We start from the raw sequence: 19,708 nt of genomic DNA, 5'->3' as shown, positions 1-19,708 counted from the left end.
GCCCGAGTCTCGCCCGCTTACGGTGCCGGCCAACGCTTGCCAACAGGGACATCCACCACTCCTTCACGCGTTCGTGCCGCCCTCACCGCTGGATACGAACGGGTAACAAGAGTGGTTCAATCCAATTGCGGTTTCACTGAGTGAAAACCCGGCTACCACTCGCCGCGCGGGCGGCTGATCGTCAGAGGCGGGCTTTCCGTTCGGTGGCAGGGAGTGACGCGATGATGACGGAGTTCGTTCGCGACCGGTGGTACGTCGCGGCGTACGGGGACGAGGTGGGGCGGGAACTGCTGGCGAGGACGGTGCTCGGGGAGCCGCTGGTGTTGTTCCGGGACAGGGCGGGGTCGGTGGTGGCGCTGGCGGACCGGTGTGTGCACCGGCGGTTCCCGCTGTCGGAGAGCCGGCTGGCCGGGGACACGATCGTGTGTGGGTACCACGGGTTCACCTACGACACGAGCGGCGCCTGTGTGGGGGTGCCCGGGCAGACGCGGATTCCGCGCACGGCACGGGTTCCGGCGTATCCGGTGGTGGAGCGGGACTCGTTCGTGTGGGTGTGGATCGGGGACCGGGAGTTGGCCGACGAGTCGACGGTCCCCCGGGCGCCATGGCTGGCGGATCCGCGCTACGCCACCGTGCGCGGGATGGAACCGCTCGCCGCCCGGTACCTGCTGCTGGTGGACAACCTGCTGGACCTGTCGCACGAGACGTACCTGCACGCCGGTCACATCGGCACGCCCGAGGTGGCCCAGACGCCGATCGTCACCGAGGTGGACGAGGACAACGCGATCGTCTACGTGAGCCGGCGGATGGCCGACGCCGCCTGCCCGCCGTTCTACGCGCGGTCGACCGGCATCCAGGGCCGGATCACCCGCTGGCAGGACATCGAGTACCACCCGCCGTGCCTGTACCTGCTGCACAGCCGGATCGCCCCGGCTGGGGTGCTGCCCGAGCCGGACGGCTCCGACCCGCACGGCTTCCACGTCGAGGTGGTGTACGCGATCACGCCCGAGACCGAGCACAGCACGCACGACTTCTGGGCGGTGGCAAGGGACTTCGCGATCGACGATGCGGAAGTGTCGGAGTTCCTCAGGCAGAGCAACCACACCGTGGTGATGCAGGACGTGACGGCGCTGAACATCCTGGAGCGGGTGATCGCCGAGGAGCCGGCCGGCGGCCAGGAACTGTCGATCAACATCGACACCGGGGGCCTGGCCGCGCGGCGGATTCTGCAACGGATGGCGGCCGGCGAGCACCGGCCGGTGCCGGCGGTGACCTGAGATGAGCGGGCTTGCGAGCGAATCTGCCCTGCCGACGGGTGGGCGAGGCGGCGAGGCGGCTGCGGCGATGACCCGCACCGTCTACACGGTGCACTGGACGCCCGGCACCGACCTCCTCGTCGGCACCTGCCATTGCGGCGCCGAGCACACCTTCGAGGATCCGGCCACCCTGTGGGACTGGCTGCTGCGCCACCCCGACGGTCACCGGCCGGTGCCGGCACGGTGACGACCGAGGGCGCCCTGGTGCTGGCGCACCGGGAGATCGTCGCCCGGGACGTCGTCCGGCTGACGTTGCGGCACCCGGAGAACGAGCGGCTGCCGGCGTGGGAACCGGGCGCGCACCTCGACCTCGTGCTGCGCCCCGAGCTGGTGCGTCAGTACTCGCTGTGCGGGGATCCGGCCGACCGGTCGGTGTTCCAGCTGGCCGTACTGCGCGAACCCGCCGGCCGGGGCGGCTCGGCACACGTCCACGACCGGCTGCGGCCCGGCGACCCGGTCCGCATCCGCGGGCCGCGCAACAACTTCCCGTTGGTCGATGCGGCGCGCTACCTGTTCATCGCGGGCGGCATCGGGATCACGCCGATCGTGCCGATGGTGGCGGCGGTCGCCGCGCGCGGGGTGCCGTGGCGACTGGTGTACGGCGGGCGGCGCCGGACGTCGATGGCCTTTCTCCCGGAGCTCGGCCGGTACGGCGACCGGGTGCGCGTGTTGCCCGAGGACGAGACCGGCTTGCTGCCCGTTGACGAGCTGCTGCGCGGAACCGGTCCGGACACGGCGGTGTACTGCTGCGGTCCGGAACCTTTGCTGGCCGCGGTGGAGCGGCGCCGCGCCGGCCGGACCCTGCACGTCGAGCGGTTCACCCCGGTGGCCGCCACCGGTGCCGGCACCGGCTTCGAGGTCGAGCTGGCCCGGTCCGGCCGGACCCTGCACGTGCCGGCGGACCGGTCGATCCTGGACACCGTGCTGGCCGCCGGCATCCCGGTGCTGTCATCCTGCCGGGAGGGCACCTGCGGCACCTGCGAGACCGGGGTGCTGTCCGGGGAGCCCGATCACCGCGACGCGCTGCTCTCGCCGGAGGAGCGCGCGGCCGGAGAGGTCATGATGATCTGTGTGTCCCGCGCGTGCGGAGCGCGTCTCGTCCTTGATCTGTAGGGAGGGGAGATGGCGGCGACCCGGTCGGTCACGGGAAAAGTGCTGGCGCTGCTGGGCGCGTTCACGCCGGAGGCACCGGAGCTGACCCTCAGCGAGCTGGCCCGGCGGGCCGGGGTGTCGATTCCGACGGCGCACCGCCGGGTGCGTGAGCTGGTCGCCTGGGGGGCCATCGAACGCGGCGCCGACGGCCGGCTGCGGATCGGACTGCGGCTGTGGGAGGTCGCCTCGCTGGCGCCGCGTGGACTCGGGCTGCGTGAGGCCGCGATGCCGTTCCTCGAGGATCTCTACGAGGTCAGCCACGAGAACGTCCAGCTCGCCGTGCGCGCGGGCCTCGAGGTGGTGTTCGTCGAGCGGATCGCCGGCCGGCACGCCGTTCCGGTCCTGACCCGGGTCGGCGGCCGGTTCGCCCTGCATGCCACCGGTGTCGGGCTGGTGCTGCTGGCGCATGCCCCGGTGGCGGTGCAGGACGAGCTGTTGGGCACGCCGCTGCATGCCTACAGTCCCAAGACCATCATCGACCCGGTCCGGCTCCGCGAGGTGCTCGCCGCGACCCGACGCAACGGTTACGCGGTCAGCGACGGACAGGTCACCGTCGATGCCCTGTCCGTCGCCGCGCCGATCCGCGACCCGAGCGACGCTGTGACCGCCGCGGTGTCGCTGGTGGTCCGGGCGGACTGCGCGCAGCCCGCCGCTCTCGCCCCGCTCGTCATGGCCGCCGCTCGCGGCATCACCCGCGCACTGCGCGGGTTCGGCCGCTGAGCGGTCCTACAGTCGCGCCCGGCCCGCATCCGCGGCGGCCTGGACGGCCCCGGCGCGGCGCTCGCCGGCCCGGTCGGTGGCGCGGTCCCGACCGGTGCCGGCGGGCCTGGCCGTCCCGGGTTCGTCGTGGTCACCGACGATCCCGCCGCGGATGCGGTTGTTGCCGGCCACCTCGGCGACCGGGTCGTTGGCCTCGAGCACCAACCGGCCGTTGATGATGTTGTCGTCGACCACGGTGCGGCCGGTGGTGCCGGAGATCGTGACGTCGCGGCCGAAGAAGCCGCCGGAGCCGCAGCTGTCCAGGTTTCCGTTGGGGCCCAACTGGATGCCGCCCTGGTTGGTGCCGAACGTGGCCGCGCCCTGCACGGCGCTGCCGCAGACCACGCTGCCGGTCGCGTTGTTCCGCACGGACAGGGTTCCGTCGAGGAACGAGTCGACCAGGTCGGTGTAGTAGGCGCCGTCGGTGCTGAGGTTGCCGGTGATCTGGGCACCGGTCAGGCTGAACTCCCCGACCCCGGACGTCACGTTGCCGTTGATCGTGGTGTCGTCGACGAACAGGAAGCCCTGGACCGTGGTGCCGCCCTGCGGCGCCAGCGTGATGCCGCCGGTCTCACTGCCCCGGAGGAAGGCGCCGAAACCGCCTGCTGCCACCATGATCTGGCCGGTGACGGTGGTGTCCGTCACGTCGAGGTAGCCGTCCAGCGCGACCTGGACGTCGCGCTGGAACGTGCCACCGGAGACGATCAGGTTGCTGCCGGCGGACACCCGCACGTTACCGGTGACCGTGGTGCCGTCCAGGGTGCAGGACTCGCCGGCCGGCACGAGGAGATCACCGGGGACGGTCACGGCCCCGCCGGTGCCGACGCAGTGGGTGACCAGATCGGCGCTCGAGGTGGGCGCGGCCACCACCATCGACACGGTGACCAGGGCGCTCGCGGTGAGCGCGACGATGGCCTGTCTCTTCATTGCTGCTCTCCTCGCTTGTCAGTAGCCGATGTCGGATCGCGCGGCCGCGCGCACGATGACGCCCTTGTCCCTGCGGGTGAGAACGCCGGCGGTCACCAGGGCCTCGATGACCGCGTCCACGTGCCGGACGAACGCGGCGTGGTCGGCGTATTCGGCGTCCTCGTCGATCAGATCGTTGATGGTGCAGCCGTTTCCGGTGTCCACATTGGTCACTCCGGTGTTTTCGGCACCGATGACCACGGTTGGTCGGATGTCGGAGTTCGGGCAAACGTCGGGCCCGGGTTCGACCACGGTGAACGACACCATCTCCTCGGGCGCGGTGTTGCCCGCGACGTCGGTGGCCCGGTAGTGCACCATGTGCGCACCCAACTGACGCACCACCACCGGAGCCGTATAAGCCGTCCACGGCCCGCCATCGACGTTGTACTCCACCGTGGCCACCCCGGACCCAGCATCCGTCGCCGACACCGTGACCGTGGCACTGCCCAGATAGTTCCCGGAACCGTCCCGCTCCCCCGACACCACCGCCGACACCTCCGGCGGCGTGGTGTCCGCGCCGCCGGGGCCGACCGTGAACTCGCCGACCATCGTGCTGTGGCCCGGAATCGCGCAGAAATAGCGGTACCGGCCGGGCGTCAGGGTCACCTCGGCCTCGTGCCGACCGCCGTTGGCGTCGAACGGGTTGGCCAGGATGTTCAGCGCCACGTCGTGGTTGTAGCCCGGCGTCGAGGTGTCGAAGGTCAGCGTGTGCGGCATGCCGGTGGTGTTGCCGGTGGCTGCGCTGTTCTCGAACACGATCGTCGTCGGGCCGGCCACTGCTGTGGCCGGTGCCGAGGCGTACCGCGTGGTGCTGTCGTTCGCGGTCCAGGTCAGGACCTGCGCCACCACGGCCGAACTGGGCACGGCGACCAGCAGCGCCACCACCAGCGCCGCGCCCAGCACGGTTGCGAGCATCCGGCGAACCGTCACAGCGGCCGCACCCGGATGTTGCGGAAATCGATCAGATCGTTGGTGCCGTGGTTCTGCAGCCCGATGAACCCGCTGAGGAACTGCCGCAGATCCGTCGGCGGATCCCCGGCCCGGGAGGACTGCTTGCCGGGCGTGTTGTCGAACTCGTTGAGCACCACGCCGTTGCGGATGATCGTGTAGTGCTGCCCGACGACCCGGATCTCGTAGTTGTTCCACACACCCTTCGGCGTCGCGCCGGCCTGCTCGAGACCGAGCGGGTCGAAGTTGTAGACCGATCCGGTCTTCTGCGGCTCACCGGTCTCCCCGTCGTAGATCTGGATCTCCTGACCGCAGAAGATCGCGACCCAGGCCGGCGAGGTCCGCGCGTTGCCGACCGTTCCGCAACTGTCCGGCGGCCGCTCGGCCAGCGGTATGCGCGGATCCGGGAACCGGGTGAACACGCCGCTGTTGGCGCGGAACGCCTCCGGCGAGGAGTCCCGGAACTGCAGCCGAACGGAGAAGTCGGCGAACTCCTTGCGGGCGTACCAGAGCATGCCGAGCCCGCCGCTGGATCGCAGCGAGCCGTCCGGCTGGATGGCGAACGAGCCGGACGGCGCCTGCACCCAGCCGGCCAGCGACTCGGCGGTGCCGTCGAAGATCGACTCGTAGCCGGTGGTGCCCGGGTTGCCGATGTCCGACGACGCCGCGGCCCTGGTCAGGGTGCCCCGCTCGCGTCCATTGAGGACACCGTCGGCCACCAGCGCATCGGTGACCTGGGTGACGTGCCGGACGAAGCTGCCGTGGTCCGGCCAGACGCCCTCGTCGTCGATCAGGTCGTTGACCGTGCAGCCCTGGCCCACCTCACGGTTGGGCACGCCGGTGTCGGTTTCGCCCAGCCACACGGTTTCCCGGCCGTCGGTCACCGCACATCCGACGGTGACCTGGGTTCGGGTGCTGGCCCGCTCGCCGTCGGCGTAGGTCACGGTCAGCGTTGCGGTGTAGGCACCGACCCGGGCGTAGGTGTGCCGCGGGTTCGGCTCGGTGGACGTGCCGCCGTCGCCGAAGTCCCACTGGTAGGACACGCCGCCGGACTTCGTGCCGGTGAAGGCGACGGTGAGTGGCCGGTTGTGCAGGCCGACCGCCGAAGCGGTGGGTGCCGGCGTCGGCGCGCCGCCCTGGTAGGTGATCCGGATCAGCTTCTGGTTGGGGTGCACCGTGAAGAACCCGCCGCCGTAGTCGAGCAGGTACAGCGCGCCGTCCGGGCCGAACTTGGCGTCCATCCAGCTCTGCAGCCGGTCGGCCGCGCCGCCGCCGGGGACGATCGCCCGGAGCGACTCGGCGAAGGCCGGCGGGGCCGCCTGCGCGACGCCGGCCGGATCGACGGTCACCGCGACCCGGTTGGCGGAGTTGCACTCGTCGGCGATGAACCACTTGTCGTCCCAGTACGCCGGCCACGCCACGCCGCTGTTCACGTTGACCAGCGAGCGGTGGTAGGTCGGGCCGTTCATGATCGCCTGACATCCGCCGCGCAGGTACGGCTGGGTGTAGGTGGCCTGCGCCGCGTTGTAGGTCGGGATCCCGCTGCCGTCCGGACGCATCGGGAACACCGGGCCGCCGCCGTCCGGCGAGTACCAGATCATGTTGTCCCGCACCGGCGGCAGGTCCACAAGGCCGGTGTTGCGCGGCGAGGTGTTCTTCGGGTTGTCGCAGTCGTACCAGCCGGTCAGCACCGTGGCATCGGTGTTGCTGCGGTCCCGGTACGGCTGCCGGTTACCCATGCAGTACGGCCAACCCTGGTTGCCGGCCGAGGTGATGATGGTCGCGTGCTCGTACTTCGCCGGACCCAGTTCCGGGCTCGGCGTGTTGGCGTCCGGTCCCACCCAGGCAGCGGTGAGCCACTGGTGCACCGGGTCGATCGCCAGCCGCGAGATGTTCCGCACGCCCATCACGTAGATCTCCGGACGGGTCTTGTTGTCCGGGTCCTGCGCCTCCGGGAACAGGTTGCCCGCGGGGACCGTGTAGGTGGCGTCCGGTTCCGGATGGATCCGCAGGATCTTCCCGTTGAGGTCGTTGGTGTTCCCCGCGGTGCGGCGGGCGTCCTGGAACGAGGTGCCCTCCCAGTGCTGGGTCCAGTTGTTCCCGGAGTAGCCCATCGAACCGAGCGAGGAGTTGCTGTCGCCGGAACCGATGTAGAGGTTTCCGTTGGCGTCGAAGGACATGCCGCCGCCGGCGTGGCAGCAGCTGTGCGTCTGGGTTTCCCACTGCAGCAGGTCGCGGCGGGTTGCCTGGTCGATGGTCTGGGTGGCGAAGTTGTAGGTGAACCGGGAGATCGTGCGCTTGCCGATCCGGGTGACCCGGTTGACCGTGTCCTGCGGCATCCAGTAGGCGTAGATCCAGCCGTTGAGCAGGAACTGCGGGTCGTGCACGAGGCCCAGCAGGCCCTCCTCGTTCTTGACCAGCTCGCCGCCGCTGCCCCGGTTGCCCATCACCGGCAGCGTGGTCAGCAGCTTGACCTGCTTGGTGTGCGGGTCCCAGCGGTGGATCGTGCCGCAGCCGAGGCCGATGTTGGGGTTGGTCCACTCGTTGGGCTGCGGAACGGCGTTGCCCGCGCAGGCCGCCTTGCCGATGTAGAACACCGAGCCGTCCGGCGCGATGGCCAGCCCGTGCGGCTCGCCGATCTGGTCGAGCTGACCGGTCTGGTTGGCCGTGGTCAGCCGCTCGATCTTGTAGTTGGCCGCGATGGTGGCCTGGCAGTCGCCCCGCACCAGACCGGAGGTCCAGCGCAGCGCTCCGGTGAGGTGCGTGCGGAACGCGGCCTCGCGGTAGCTGCCCTCGGTGTGGCCCATGCCGGTGTAGAACGACCGGCCGCCGTCGTAGTCGCGGCACCAGGAGACCGGGTGGAACGGCCCGTTGGCGCCCGGACCGGGGTTGTAGTGCCGTTCCTCGACCTGTGCGACCGTGTGCACGATGCCGACCGGGTTCGGATCCCAGTTGTACCAACGGTCCGAGCGGGTCAGGTTCAGCGGCAGGGTCTTGTTCGCCGGGTGCTGCCGGTCGACCAGGTTGACCACGGCCTGGTTGATCCCGGGGTTGGGCGGCGGGGTGGGATCGCCGGCGAACAGGCGCAGCTCGGCGAGCTGGATCAGCGGCTCACCCGCGTTCGCGGTGATGTTGAGCCGGTAATGCCGGTACGCCTGGGTGTTGGCCATGTCGTACCGTTTGGTTTGGAATCTTTCGGTGAACGTCTGGTTGGTCTGGGTGTCCAGGTCGGTCCAGGTCTGCCCGTCGTCGGATCCCTGCAGGGCCCAGTCCTTCGGGTCGCGCCCGGCGGCGTCGTTGGCAGACGTGAGCGCGTATCCGTTCACCGCAAGCGGTGCGGCGAGCTGGCCGGCGACCCAGCCGGTCCGGGTCCGGACCAGCCATTTGGTCTGGTCGTTGCCGTCGAAGACCTTGTCCTTGGTCTCGTTCGGCGGGTTCTCGCCGCTCGCGGTCGGCTGGGTCACCGGCAGCGGGGTACGCACCGCGCCGAGCGGGCGAGTGCCGATCAGGCCGGTGAACCAGGCCGACTCGAGCTGGGCCTTCGCGGCGTCGCCGATGCCGAGGAAGCCACCGCCGGCCCGGACGTAGCCCTGCAGCGCGGCTTCCTGGTCCCGGCTCAGCGGGGAGCCCTCGGTCGACAGGAACACCACCCCGCGGTAGCGGCCGAGGTTGGCCGCGGTGAACACGGCCGGGTCGGAGGACGTGTCGACGGTGAGACCGTTCTGCTGACCGATCTCGGTGAGCACCGCGGCGGCCCGGGCGACCGGGTCCTGCTGCGCGGCGGCCGCGCCGTGGAAGAGCAGCACCGAGCCCACCGCGGCGGCCGGCGCGGCGGGTTGGGCCGATGCCGCCGATCCGGGTGCCGCCGACAGGCCCAGCACCATGGCGGCGCCGATCGGCACCGCCAAGGCCCGCTGCCAGCTTCTGCGCCGGTAGGAAGAAATTGACAGTCTTCGCCCCATCCTGACTCCCTTGTCGGTGGCCGGCGTGCGCTAGCCGTGCGAATGCGAGTGAGCGTGGAACCGGTCGATGGCCGCCTGGGCGCCGGGCGGCATGGTGCCGTCCGGGTTGCGGACGAGGAACAGTCCGACCATTCCGCCGTCCGAGTGGAACTGCACGTGGCAGTGGTACATCCAGACACCCGGCCCGACACCCTCGCCGGCGATCACCTGGAACCCGAACGAGCTGCCCGGGTCGAGGTTCTTGTTGTCGATCACGTGGCTCGGGTCGGCCGGGCCCTCCAGCATGCCGGTGCGGTTGTCCGCCCAGCGATGCGCGTGCAGGTGGAACGTGTGCGGCAGGCCGCCGTGCCCGATGCAGATGAACTCCACCCGCTGGCCCTGGTGGGCTTCGAACATCGGGGTGTGCGGCGCCATCCTGTTGTTGATCATCATGTCGTTGAACACGACGGTGAACTGCCGCTCCGGCAGGATGTCGCCACGACGGCGCACGATCAGCCCGCCGTAGAGGCCCTTGGCGATCCCGGCGGTGCCGTGGTCGGTGCCCATGGCGTGGTCGTGGTAGTGCCAGTAGCCCGCGCTGCCCGGCATGAACCGCCGGCCGGCGGCGGCGGACATCTCCCTGGTGTGCCAGACATACCTGCGCGTCTCGCCGGGATCGTTGAAGGAGTCGTTGAGCGGGCTGCCGTCCGAGTCGACCGAGTAGTCCACCCCGTGCGGATGGATGCTCAGCCGCTGGTTGGTCGCGTTGACCAGGTCGATCTCGAGGGTGTCGCCCTCCCAGATCTCCAGCACCGGCCCGGGTACCGTGGCCTGGCCGGGCGCCGTCCCGTAGCCGAACAGCCCGCCGGGCAACGCCTCGGCGTACAGGGTGATCCGGCGGGTCACGCCCGTGGTGGCACCACTCACCGTCACGGCGGCCGGGACCGCGATGCCGACCGCGGTACCGGCCAGCACGGCGCGCCGGGACACCGGAGTGTCCATTGTGGACTCCATTCGGGGCAGGTAGTGTCGACGGCTGCACGAGCTGGCGCCAGGGCACGGCGGGGAGACCCGCACCTCCCCGCCAACCGGCGAACCCCAGCACCTTTCGGTTGGTCAGTTTCGAACTTATGCAGTGGCCAGACAAAAGCTAAGGTCCAAACGGCCTAACGTGTTGACAATTCACGACAAAATTCGTTCGCCCTTCAAACAAACCGGTTCATTTGACAAATCTATTTGTCGAATGCAGGATGGTCGCCGTGGCCACCGGTGCGATGACCCTGCTGGCCGAGCCGGAGCGGCTTCGGGCGGCCCTGACGCCGCTGCGCCGGCGACTGCTCGAGCGGCTGCGTACCCCGGCATCGGCCACGCAGTTGGCCGGCGAGTTGGAGATCCCCCGGCAGAAGCTCAACTACCACCTGCGCACGCTGGAGCGGGCCGGCCTGGTCGAACTGGTCGAGGAGCGCAGGCGCCGGGGCTGCACCGAGCGAATCCTGCGCGCGACGGCGTACGCCTTCGTCGTCGACCCCGCCGTGATGAGTGCGGCGGAGTTCACCGCGATCGGCGACCGGTACGCCGCCGAGCACCTGGTCAGGGTCGCGGCCGACACCGTGCGCCAGGTGGCCCGCATGCAGGCCGGCGCCGAACGGACCGGCACCCGCCTGCTCACCTTCAGCATCGAGGCGGACATCCGGTTCGCCCACCCCGCCGACGTGCACCGGTTCACCGACGCCCTCCATGAGGCACTGGCCAGGACCGCCGCCGAGTTCGACCGGCCGGACGGGCGGTCCTACCGGATCGTGGTCGGCGGCCACCCCACTCCCAAGGAGACCAGCAATGACTGAGGCGAACAAGCCGTTCCGGATCGAGGTGACCATCGCGGCGCCGGTGGACGAGGTGTGGCGGTCGCTGCGCGACCCGGACCTGATCCGGCGCTGGCACGGCTGGGACTTCGAGGACCCCAACGGCGGGCTGGACGCCGAGATCGACTTCATCTACCGGCAGCACGCCACGCCGGACGAGGCCGAGCACACCCTGGCCCTTGGCGATGGCAGCACGTTCACGCTGCACGACGCCGGTGCCGGCGCGACGATGATCCGGCTGGTCCGCTCGCCGCGGGACGACAACTCCGAATGGGCCGACTACTGGGAGGACATCAACGAGGGCTGGGTGACCTTCCTGCACCAGCTGCGGTTCGCGCTCGAGCGCCATCCCGGCGCCGAGCGCCGGACGCTGTTCTTCAGCGGCCAACCGGGTCCGGCCGGGGAGCCGCGCGCCGCACTCGGCCTGGACCGGCTCGCCGGGCTGGCCCCGGGCGAGCCGTACTCCGCCGAGCTGGTCGGGGCGCCGGCCGCCGGCCAGGTCTGGTTCCACTCCGCAAGGCAGATCGGGCTCAGCGTGGACAGCTGGGGCGACGGCCTGATGATCGTCGGCACCGCTCCCCCGTCGCCGGTCCGCCCGAACCCGCAGGCGATGGCCGTGCTCACCACCTATGCCCTTGCCGACAAGGAGTTCGACGACCTGCGCGACCGGTGGACCCGGTGGTGGGAGCAGACGTTCACCAGTTGAGGTAGGTGCTGAGCCGGGTGATCCCGGCGACGATGTCGTCGTCGGACATTCCGGAGAAGTTGAACCGGGCGTGGTTGTGTTCGGGCGTGGTCGGGAAGAAGGTCGCGCCGGGGACATAGGCGACCCGGGCCCTCGGCACGGCCACGTCGCGCATGAACTCCGCGGTGTCGAAGCCGGCGGGGAAGGTCAGCCAGGTGAACAGTCCGCCGCGCGGCGTGGTGAAGGCGACCGTGTCCGGGAAGGTCTTCTGCAGGACCTCGAGGATGAGGTCGCGCTTCGCGCGGTAGCCGGCCCGCGCCGCGGTGATGTGCGCGTCGATGTCGTGGCGGTCCAGGTAGCGCGCGGCGGCCGCCATGTTCAGCGTGCTGCACTGGGTGTCGGCGGCGAGCTTGAGCAGTGCCAACCGGTCCAGCACTTCCGGGTCGGCCACCGCCCAGCCCAGCCGCATCCCGGGCGCCAGGATCTTGGAGAAGCTGCCAAGGTGCACCACCCGCCCCTCGGTGTCCAGGCTCTTCAGCGTGGGCAGCGAATCGCCGTCGTAGCGCAGCTCGCGGTACGGCGTGTCCTCCAGCACCAGCAGGTCGTGCTCGTTGGCCAGCTCGATCAGCCGGCGCCGCCGCGGCGTGCTCATCGTGATGCCGGTCGGGTTCTGGAAGTCCGGGACGGTGTAGAGCAGCTTCGCGCGCGGTGACCGCGACAGCACCCGCTCAAGGTCGGCCATGTCCATGCCGTCCTCGTCGGTGCGCACCGGGGCGTAGGCCGGCTCGAACGGGTTGAACGCGATCAGCGCGCCGAGGAACGTGGGATTCTCGGTGACGACCGTGTCCCCCGGGTTCAGCATCAGCTTCCCGGCGAGGTCCAGCCCCTGCTGCGCCCCCTGGATGATCAGCACGTCGCCGGCCGTGCAGTCCATCCCGTCCCGCCGCATCCGCGCGGCCACGTGCTCCCGCAGCTCCGGCAGCCCGTCCGAGGGGCAGTACTGCAGCGCCGCCGGGTCGCCACTGAGCAACTCGGCGTACACCCCGTGCAGCTCACCCGCCGGAAACAGCGCCGGATCCGGATACCCGCCGCCGAACGAGATCAGCTCCGGATCCGCCCCGTGCCGCAACAGATCCCTGATCGCCGAGGGACCCACCCGCCCCATCCGGTCCGCAAACCGCACGGCTCCTCCTCGCGCTCACCCGACCAAAGGACCATTGTCGCCCGGCGCACAAACCGAAACCGGCCGGAGGCCGGCGCCTGCGGCGCCGGCCTCCGGCCGGTTCAGGGGTCACAGGGAGCCAGGCGACCTGCTTTGACCGCGGCCAGCATGGCGGCCGAGTCGACCCGGATCATCGGCTCGGTGAGACTCTTCGGTTCCCGCACCGTGCCTAAGCTCGCCGGCTCGACACAGTCGACGCGGTTCCGCTGCCCTTCGACTCGGCGCTCAGGTCTCATGACTACCCAGCAACAAAAGTATCCATCTTAGGCCTTGGCCCTCATTTCTGAAATGGTCAACAAAAACGAGTGCGACAAGGGCTCCGAGGAAGAAGTTGTATAATTGCAAAGGACTGAGCCCGGACCAGGGTGGATAGCCAACCAGGCGTAAACGCAGGGCCAGCCGAAAGAGTCCCTTTGGGATCGCCCGTCTCGGTACATGCAACTTTACCCGGTTGGTGTTGAAGTACCACTCCTCGCCAGCAGCATCAACAAGGAAAACTTCGGCGATCGCCTCGGTGCCATACTTGGCTTTGCGGGGTCGGTTCCGCCTGGGCCGCAACCTTCGGTCGACTACGGCGTTTTCCCAGTTCAACCAAGGTTGATCTGGACCGGCCCGCCGCTGGTCACGCCATTTGGCCCACTCGTGCCATTCCTGGCGCCACTTTTTGCGTAGACGTTCTACCACCGGAAAATCGATCATCATGATCGATTTGTTGGGCTCCGCATCCGTTGCGTCATCTCGCTCGAATGTGCCAAACCATTGATGGTGATAATAAACCTGCAATCTCAGTATGTAGTGATTTTCTGGATTAATGATCCGAATGCCGTCGGTGATAGCTTGCACGCTTATGAGCGCGACCTGCTTCCTACGCTCATTCCGAACCTGGCGCCGAAAGGTTTTGCGGCTATAGTACAGGGCCAGGGCGCTAATCAACAGTGGCGACCAAGTAATGACGTCACTCACGTGAATCGTCAGGTCGCTAAGCAATTATCCTCCCATGCAGTGCAGGCGAAATAGTAAACTGTCGACCCAAGGCTGGCAATATCGAAATGACTGCCTCGCCACATGAACCGCCGCTCACCACACACTGTCTATTGTGGACCTTCGCTCGGTGATGGTGACCGGGTCGCCGACGGCGACGTGGCCGGGGGTGTGGACGGTGGCCTTCATTCCGAAGGTGACCCCGTCCGGCTCGCGGCGGTAGTCGGCAAGGGTGCGCAACGGCTCGGGGCCGGCTCGGACACCGGCCAGTTGGTCGACCATGGTGATCGCGCATCGGATCGCCAGCTCGCCGAAGCCGAACTCGGCGGTGCCCGCGGTCATCCGGGCCACCCGGTCCTCGGTGTGTGCCTCGGCCCAGCCCGTGACGATCATGTTGGGGCGAAAGCGGTTCATCGGTACCGGGGGCGCGCCCCGGGCAAGGATCCGGGTGTTGAGGCCGTCCAGCGACGACCGCGACGTGATCAGCAGCGCGGTCGGGTCGGCGCCGGTGCGGGCACCCGGCGGCTCACGCACCAGGCGGACCGCAACGTCGAGCAGTTCGGAGAGCCACTCCGCCGCCGCATCGCCCTGGTCGATCCCCCGGCCGGGCCACTTCTCCACCTCGACCGCAAGGGTCCGGCCGCCGGCCGCCGCGTCGACCTCGAGGTCGTCCGCGCCGGGGGCGCTCAACACGATGCCCGCGCCCAGCACCCGGCCCCGAACGGTCGCCATGCGTGGCACGGCGCCCTGCCACAGGCTCGCGCCCGACCGGTCGACGACCGCGAAGGTCCGGTCGTGCGTCAACCCGGCCGGCGTGACCTCGCTGCGCTCCAGAACGACCCCGGCGCACCCCTTGATCGGGTAGCACACCAACCCGGAAACCACCGCCACATCACCAAAGTACTTCCGTACCAAGGATTTTGACACCGCTGCCGGACCGAGGGCGAGAGGCGGCACCTGAACCACGTTAGGAGTCGGCCAGCCAGGCGAGCAGGCGGCCGCGCGACCAGCAGCGGCCGATGGCTTCGGCGTGCAGGGTCGAGTGGTTGAACACGGCCAGGCCGATGATGCTGTGGCCGGAGGCGCGGCGATCGCCGAGGGTCGGGATCGCCGGCGCGACTCCGACACCCTCCACCGACACCCATGAAATCGGCCGATTGGTCGCCGCTTCGTCGAGGCGGTGCAGGAAGCGCAGGCGGTGCTCGAGCGGGAACCGGGACAGCGCCCAGGTCGTGGTGACGACCGGCAGGGCGGTGGTGGGCACCTGGGCGAGGGCGTCGGGCAGCACCTCGACGGGGTCACCGGGCAGCAGCCGCGGCGGGGCGGACGCCGCCAACGCCAACTCCGCTTCGAGTCGCGCGGCTCGTTCCGGCTGATCCGGCCACTGGCAGGCGCGTAACCATCTGGCGTCGTCCGGGTCGGTCACGGCGAGGGGATCGAGGTCGATGCCGATCCGGGCGACGACCTCGGGCATCGCCCGCGTCGGAATGGGCCGGTCGCCCACGATCGAACACGACTGCCGCACCGGAGACGCCGGGTCGCCCAGCGATTGTCCGTTGCCGTAGGTGATGCCGACGCGATCGACACTGAGATTGAGCCCGGCCGAACAGCCCACGTCGATCAGCCCGACCGCATCCGCGCCGACCCGGCGCGCCGCCTCGGCGATGGCCGGGTACAGCACGGCGCAGCGTCCGGTCTCGTCGGTCCGCGTCGGCCGGCGTACGGCGATCGCCGCGACCGCGTCGGTCATCCGCAGCAGCGTGTCGATCGCCGCGGCAGCGGCAGCCGCGCCGTCGGCGGCGGCAAAGGCCGCGGCGAGTGCCGGGGCGCGTCCGGCCAGGGCGAGGTCGTGCAGCGCGGCCAGGATCACCGTGGGGCTCCGCTTGCGCGCCGGCACCGCCTCGATGGCGCGCAGCGCCTCCTCGGACTCGCTCAGCGCGACGGCGACCCGGGCGTACAGCGGCGATGATTCGGCGGCGTCGACCTCACCGAAACGCCGGTACACCTGCGCCAGCGAGCGGGCCTCAGCCATCCCGATGATCCTAGCCATCGCCGGCTAGTCGGGCTCGGCCGGTGGATCAGCGCCGGTGGCGAGCGGGCGTTGGGCCCAGGCGACGTCGTGCCAGGCGCCGTGTTTCCAGCCGATGCGGCGGTAGGTGCCGACGGGTTCGAAGCCCATCGCGCGATGGAGTCCGACGCTGGCGTCGTTGGGGAGGGTCATGCCGGCGACCGCGGTGCGGAAACCGCGGCGGGACAACCGGTCGAACAGCGCGCGGTAGAGCGCGCGACCGGCGCCGGTGCGGCGGCGACCGGGTTCGAGGTAGACGCTGACCTCGCACGACCAGCGGTAGGCCGGCCGAGCCTTGTACTGGCCGCCGTAGGCGTAGCCGACCACCCGGCCACCCTCCTCGAACACCACCCAGGCGTGGGTGCGCAGCGCGGTGGCGATCCGCTCGGCCATGTGGTCCGGCGTCGGCGGCTCGCTCTCGAACGTGATCGCGGTACCGGTGACGTACGGGGCGTAGATCGCCGCACACGCCGCGGCGTCGCACTCCGTGGCATCCCGGATCATGATGACGATAATAGCGTCAACTGTCGCTATAGTGACAGGGTGCCGGACCCGTTCTCCGCTTCGCTCGCCGAGGCCCTGAAGACCGCCCGAGCCTCCCGTGAGCTGTCGGTCAGCGCGCTCGCCGACCGCTCCGGCGTGTCCCGGGCGATGATCACCAAGATCGAGAACGGCGACGCGCAGCCCACCGCCGCGCTACTCGGCCGGCTCTGCGGCGCTCTTGGCATCACGCTGTCCCAACTGGTGGCGCGGGCCGAGGACGACGGCGGGCGGCTGGTGCGCGCCGCCGACCAACCCACCTGGACCGACCCCGAGACCGGCTACCTGCGCCGCGCGGTGTCCCCGGCCGGGGGTCCCCTCGAACTGGTCGAGGTGGAACTGCCGGCCGGCGCCCGGGCGTCCTTTCCGGCCGACAGCTACACCTTCGCCCACCACCACATCTGGGTGCTCGCCGGCCACCTCCGGTTCCACGAGGGCGACACCGCACACGACCTGCACACCGGCGACTGTCTGCAGCTCGGCCCGCCGGCCCCGTGCACCTACCACAACCCCACCCGCCGCCCCTGCCGCTACCTCGTCGTGCTCACCCGGCGGTCCGGCTGAGCGCGGGCCGCCGGCCTCCCGGGCGGCCGGCGGCCCGCGCGGCGTTCGGCGGCGCCGCGGGTGCCTACGTGGCGGCGGTAAGGGAGCATCTCGCCGGGCAGCGACTCGCCGCGACCGAGGACCTGATCGACGCGAGCTGGCCCTTGGCGGCCAGGACATCGTCCTCGCGGAGTTCCATGCTCTGCTCGAAACGAACCCGGTGCGGGCACGCCTGTGCCGGCAGATCATGCTGGCGCCGTACCGGACCGGGCGAGCCGTGGAGGCGTTGTGCACCGGGCACTGCGGGAGGCGCTGACCATCCTCGAGGAGCTCGACCATCCCGATGCCGGTGCGGTCCGGACCACGCTGTCCGACACCGCCGGCTCGGGTTGACCCCTGGATTCTCGTAGGGCTCAGGTCAGCTCTCGGGTCAGGGCGAAGACCCGGTCGTCGTCGTGCACCTGCCACCTCCTGATCGAATCGACACTCCGCGCGGGTGCGCTCCCTCAGCTGCCGGCCGGACCGGCCACGCCCGCGCCGTCACGGTGCGCAGTCTGCTGTGCCCGACTGGACACGCGCTGTACGCGGGCGGCTGAGGCTTGTCACATGGTCGACAAGTGTGCTTACACTACGTGCTGGGAGCGCTCCCAGAACAGGTGGCGCACACCAGGCGTCCACAGGTCGAGAAGGTCAGGGGTGACCGATGGTTCTGACACGTTGGGGTCGAGTACGACGTTGGGCCGCCGCCATCGCCGTTTCCGCGGCGGCGTTCGCCACCACCGCGACCACGACCAGCCAGGAGGCGGCGGCGGTCCCGGAGCGGGACTGGCTGCACGTGCAGGGCAACCGGATCGTGGATCTGGAAGGCAACCGGGTGTGGCTGACCGGGGCGAACTGGTTCGGCTTCAACGCCTCGGAGCGGGTGTTCCACGGCCTGTGGTCGGCCAACATCACCGAGCTGACCGCGGCGATCGCCCAGCGCGGCATCAACATCGTCCGGGTGCCGATCTCCACCCAGCTGCTGCTGGAGTGGCGCGCCGGGCAGACCGTGGCCCGCCCCAACGTGAACACGTTCGCCAACCCGGAGCTGGCGAACATGAACAACCTGCAGATCTGGGACTTCTGGCTGGCGCTGTGCGAGCGGTTCGGGATCAAGGTCATGCTCGACGTGCACAGCGCCGAGGCGGACAACTCCGGCCACATCTACCCGATGTGGTTCAAGGGAACGATCACCTCGGAGCAGTTCTACACGGCCTGGGAATGGGTCACCCAGCGGTACCGGGACAACGACACCATCGTCGCGATGGACATCAAGAACGAGCCGCACGGCACGCCCAACTCGCCGCCACGCGCCAAGTGGGACGGCAGCACCGACACCGACAACTTCAAGAACGCCTGCCAGGTCGCCGGCCGGCGCATCCTGGCGATCAACCCGAACCTGCTGATCCTGTGCGAGGGCATCGAGGTCTACCCGCGCCCCGGCGAGACCTGGAACTCCCCCAACACCGATCCCGACCTCAGCCCGAACTACTTCTACAACTGGTGGGGCGGAAACCTCCGTGGCGTCCGGGACTTCCCGGTCGATCTCGGCGCGAACCAGGACCAGCTGGTCTACTCTCCGCACGACTACGGCCCGCTGGTGTTCAACCAGCCCTGGTTCCAGGTGCCGTTCACCAAGGCGACCCTGACCACCGACGTGTGGCGGCCGAACTGGCTCTACATCCACGAGGAGAACATCGCGCCGCTGCTGATCGGCGAGTGGGGCGGGCGGCTCGGTCAGGACGAACGGCAGGACCGCTGGATGACCGCGCTGCGCGACCTGATCGTGGACGAGGGCCTGCACCAGACGTTCTGGGTGATCAACCCGAACTCCGGCGACACCGGCGGCCTGTTGCTCGACGACTGGCGCACCTGGGACGAGCAGAAGTACAACCTGCTCCGGCCGGCCCTGTGGCAGTTCAACAACAAGTTCGTCGGCCTGGACCACCAGGTCCGGCTCGGCGGCGCCGGCAGCACCACCGGGATCAACCTGGCCGAGCGGTACGGCAGCGGCCCGATCGACAGCACCGCGCCGAGCACCCCCACCGGCCTGACCGTCACCGGGACGACCTCGGCGTCGGTGTCCCTGTCCTGGAACGCGGCCACCGACAACGTCGGAGTGACCGGCTACCAGATCTTCCGCAACGGCGCGATCGTGAACACCGCGCCGGGCACCAGCTTCACCGACACCGGCCTGGCCGGCGGCACCACCTACACCTACACGGTGCGCGCCCGGGACGCGGCCGGCAACACCTCGGCCGCGTCCACGGCCGCCACCGGCACCACCCAACCCGGTGGCGGCGGCGGCAACTCCGGCTGCACCGCCACCTACCGCAGCACCAACAACTGGGACGGCGGATTCCAGGGCGAGGTCACGGTGACCAACACCGGCACCGCCCAGATCCGGGGCTGGTCGGTCGCGCTGACCCTGGCCACCGGCCGGAGCATCTCCAACGTCTGGAACGGAAACCTGACCGGCACCACGGTCACCAACGCCGGGCACAACGGCGCCCTCGCCCCGACCGCGAGCACGAACTTCGGCTTCGTCGCGAACGGCCAGTCCACCGATGCCGTCACCGTGGCCAGCTGCACCACGAACTGAGAATCCGCAAGGTTCTGGATCAGGCACCACGCGCCGGCGGCTCGACCCGGCCGACCTGCTCGGCCGGGTCGACGCCACGCGCGA

At 69.9% G+C, this 19,708-nt stretch carries 18 protein-coding genes; 9 read left to right on the top strand and 9 right to left on the bottom strand.

The genetic code is table 11. The annotated features are described in order from the left end of the window. Positions 1-224: 224 nt before the first annotated feature. From VFV67_RS10520 to VFV67_RS10505, 4 genes are all read left to right on the top strand, one after another. Entirely contained in the window at positions 225-1,277 is a 1,053-nt protein-coding gene (locus tag VFV67_RS10520) for an aromatic ring-hydroxylating dioxygenase subunit alpha (RefSeq protein WP_326469218.1), read from the top strand. Positions 1,278-1,344: 67 nt separating this feature from the next. Further along, positions 1,345-1,503, top strand: coding sequence for a hypothetical protein (locus VFV67_RS10515; RefSeq protein WP_326469151.1), 159 nt, complete (start codon positions 1,345-1,347; stop codon positions 1,501-1,503). Beyond that, positions 1,500-2,429, top strand: coding sequence for a PDR/VanB family oxidoreductase (locus tag VFV67_RS10510; protein ID WP_326469149.1), 930 nt, complete (start codon positions 1,500-1,502; stop codon positions 2,427-2,429). Before VFV67_RS10515 ends, VFV67_RS10510 begins: the two co-directional genes overlap by 4 nt. A gap of 9 nt (positions 2,430-2,438) precedes the next feature. Continuing rightward, the gene (locus VFV67_RS10505; protein ID WP_326469147.1) at positions 2,439-3,188 is read left to right on the top strand and encodes an IclR family transcriptional regulator; all 750 of its coding nucleotides are present in this window, start codon (positions 2,439-2,441) and stop codon (positions 3,186-3,188) included. Positions 3,189-3,194: 6 nt separating this feature from the next. On the opposite strand, the gene VFV67_RS10500 is transcribed toward VFV67_RS10505, so the two are convergent. Genes VFV67_RS10500 through VFV67_RS10485 form a run of 4 tightly spaced genes read right to left on the bottom strand, consistent with a single transcriptional unit; the run spans position 3,195 to position 10,084 of the window. Then, positions 3,195-4,154 (bottom strand): hypothetical protein, encoded by a 960-nt coding sequence (locus VFV67_RS10500; protein WP_326469145.1) that lies wholly within the window; start codon positions 4,152-4,154, stop codon positions 3,195-3,197. Between the two features lie 18 nt (positions 4,155-4,172). Beyond that, the gene (locus VFV67_RS10495) at positions 4,173-5,108 is read right to left on the bottom strand and encodes an OmpL47-type beta-barrel domain-containing protein (RefSeq protein ID WP_326469143.1); all 936 of its coding nucleotides are present in this window, start codon (positions 5,106-5,108) and stop codon (positions 4,173-4,175) included. Between the two features lie 11 nt (positions 5,109-5,119). Beyond that, positions 5,120-9,103 (bottom strand): ThuA domain-containing protein, encoded by a 3,984-nt coding sequence (locus VFV67_RS10490; protein WP_326469141.1) that lies wholly within the window; start codon positions 9,101-9,103, stop codon positions 5,120-5,122. A gap of 30 nt (positions 9,104-9,133) precedes the next feature. After that, complete coding sequence (locus VFV67_RS10485) at positions 9,134-10,084, bottom strand: multicopper oxidase domain-containing protein (protein ID WP_326469139.1); 951 nt, start codon at positions 10,082-10,084, stop codon at positions 9,134-9,136. Between the two features lie 248 nt (positions 10,085-10,332). Here VFV67_RS10485 and VFV67_RS10480 point away from each other — a divergent pair, with 248 nt between their 5' ends. Together VFV67_RS10480 and VFV67_RS10475 are read left to right on the top strand one after the other, a co-directional pair. Next, complete coding sequence (locus VFV67_RS10480; RefSeq protein WP_414636218.1) at positions 10,333-10,926, top strand: ArsR/SmtB family transcription factor; 594 nt, start codon at positions 10,333-10,335, stop codon at positions 10,924-10,926. Next, positions 10,919-11,650 carry an SRPBCC domain-containing protein gene (locus VFV67_RS10475; protein ID WP_326469137.1) on the top strand — a complete coding sequence of 244 codons (732 nt, stop codon included), beginning with the start codon at positions 10,919-10,921 and terminating at the stop codon, positions 11,648-11,650. The genes VFV67_RS10480 and VFV67_RS10475 overlap by 8 nt, the downstream gene beginning before the upstream one ends. On the opposite strand, the gene VFV67_RS10470 is transcribed toward VFV67_RS10475, so the two are convergent. From VFV67_RS10470 to VFV67_RS10450, 5 genes are all read right to left on the bottom strand, one after another. Next, a complete protein-coding gene (locus VFV67_RS10470; protein ID WP_326469135.1) occupies positions 11,640-12,812 on the bottom strand; it encodes a PLP-dependent aminotransferase family protein in 1,173 nt (390 codons plus the stop codon). The two genes, VFV67_RS10475 and VFV67_RS10470, sit on opposite strands and share 11 nt — an antisense overlap. Before the next feature lie 264 nt (positions 12,813-13,076). Then, positions 13,077-13,814, bottom strand: coding sequence for a hypothetical protein (locus VFV67_RS10465; protein WP_326469134.1), 738 nt, complete (start codon positions 13,812-13,814; stop codon positions 13,077-13,079). A gap of 114 nt (positions 13,815-13,928) precedes the next feature. Beyond that, positions 13,929-14,723, bottom strand: a complete 795-nt coding sequence (locus tag VFV67_RS10460) for an MOSC domain-containing protein (protein ID WP_326469132.1) — start codon at positions 14,721-14,723, stop codon at positions 13,929-13,931. 76 nt (positions 14,724-14,799) lie between these two features. Beyond that, positions 14,800-15,864, bottom strand: a complete 1,065-nt coding sequence (locus tag VFV67_RS10455) for a DUF2332 domain-containing protein (protein ID WP_326469130.1) — start codon at positions 15,862-15,864, stop codon at positions 14,800-14,802. Positions 15,865-15,888: 24 nt separating this feature from the next. Next, positions 15,889-16,404, bottom strand: coding sequence for a GNAT family N-acetyltransferase (locus VFV67_RS10450; RefSeq protein ID WP_326469129.1), 516 nt, complete (start codon positions 16,402-16,404; stop codon positions 15,889-15,891). Positions 16,405-16,443: 39 nt separating this feature from the next. On the opposite strand from VFV67_RS10450, the gene VFV67_RS10445 reads away from it, so the two are divergent. From VFV67_RS10445 to VFV67_RS10440, 3 genes are all read left to right on the top strand, one after another. Next, positions 16,444-17,004, top strand: a complete 561-nt coding sequence (locus VFV67_RS10445; protein WP_326469128.1) for an XRE family transcriptional regulator — start codon at positions 16,444-16,446, stop codon at positions 17,002-17,004. A gap of 136 nt (positions 17,005-17,140) precedes the next feature. Further along, positions 17,141-17,299: a BTAD domain-containing putative transcriptional regulator gene (locus VFV67_RS36755; RefSeq protein WP_414636220.1), complete on the top strand. Its 159-nt coding sequence runs from the start codon at positions 17,141-17,143 to the stop codon at positions 17,297-17,299. A gap of 387 nt (positions 17,300-17,686) precedes the next feature. Then, complete coding sequence (locus VFV67_RS10440; protein ID WP_326469127.1) at positions 17,687-19,624, top strand: cellulase family glycosylhydrolase; 1,938 nt, start codon at positions 17,687-17,689, stop codon at positions 19,622-19,624. Positions 19,625-19,708 lie beyond the last annotated feature (84 nt).

Origin of the sequence: Actinophytocola sp. (genome assembly GCF_035762905.1) — a bacterium.
Lineage (GTDB): Bacteria > Actinomycetota > Actinomycetes > Mycobacteriales > Pseudonocardiaceae > DASYTH01.
Note: the sequence above shows the minus strand (reverse complement) of the source record. Positions and strands in the feature narration are given on the sequence as shown.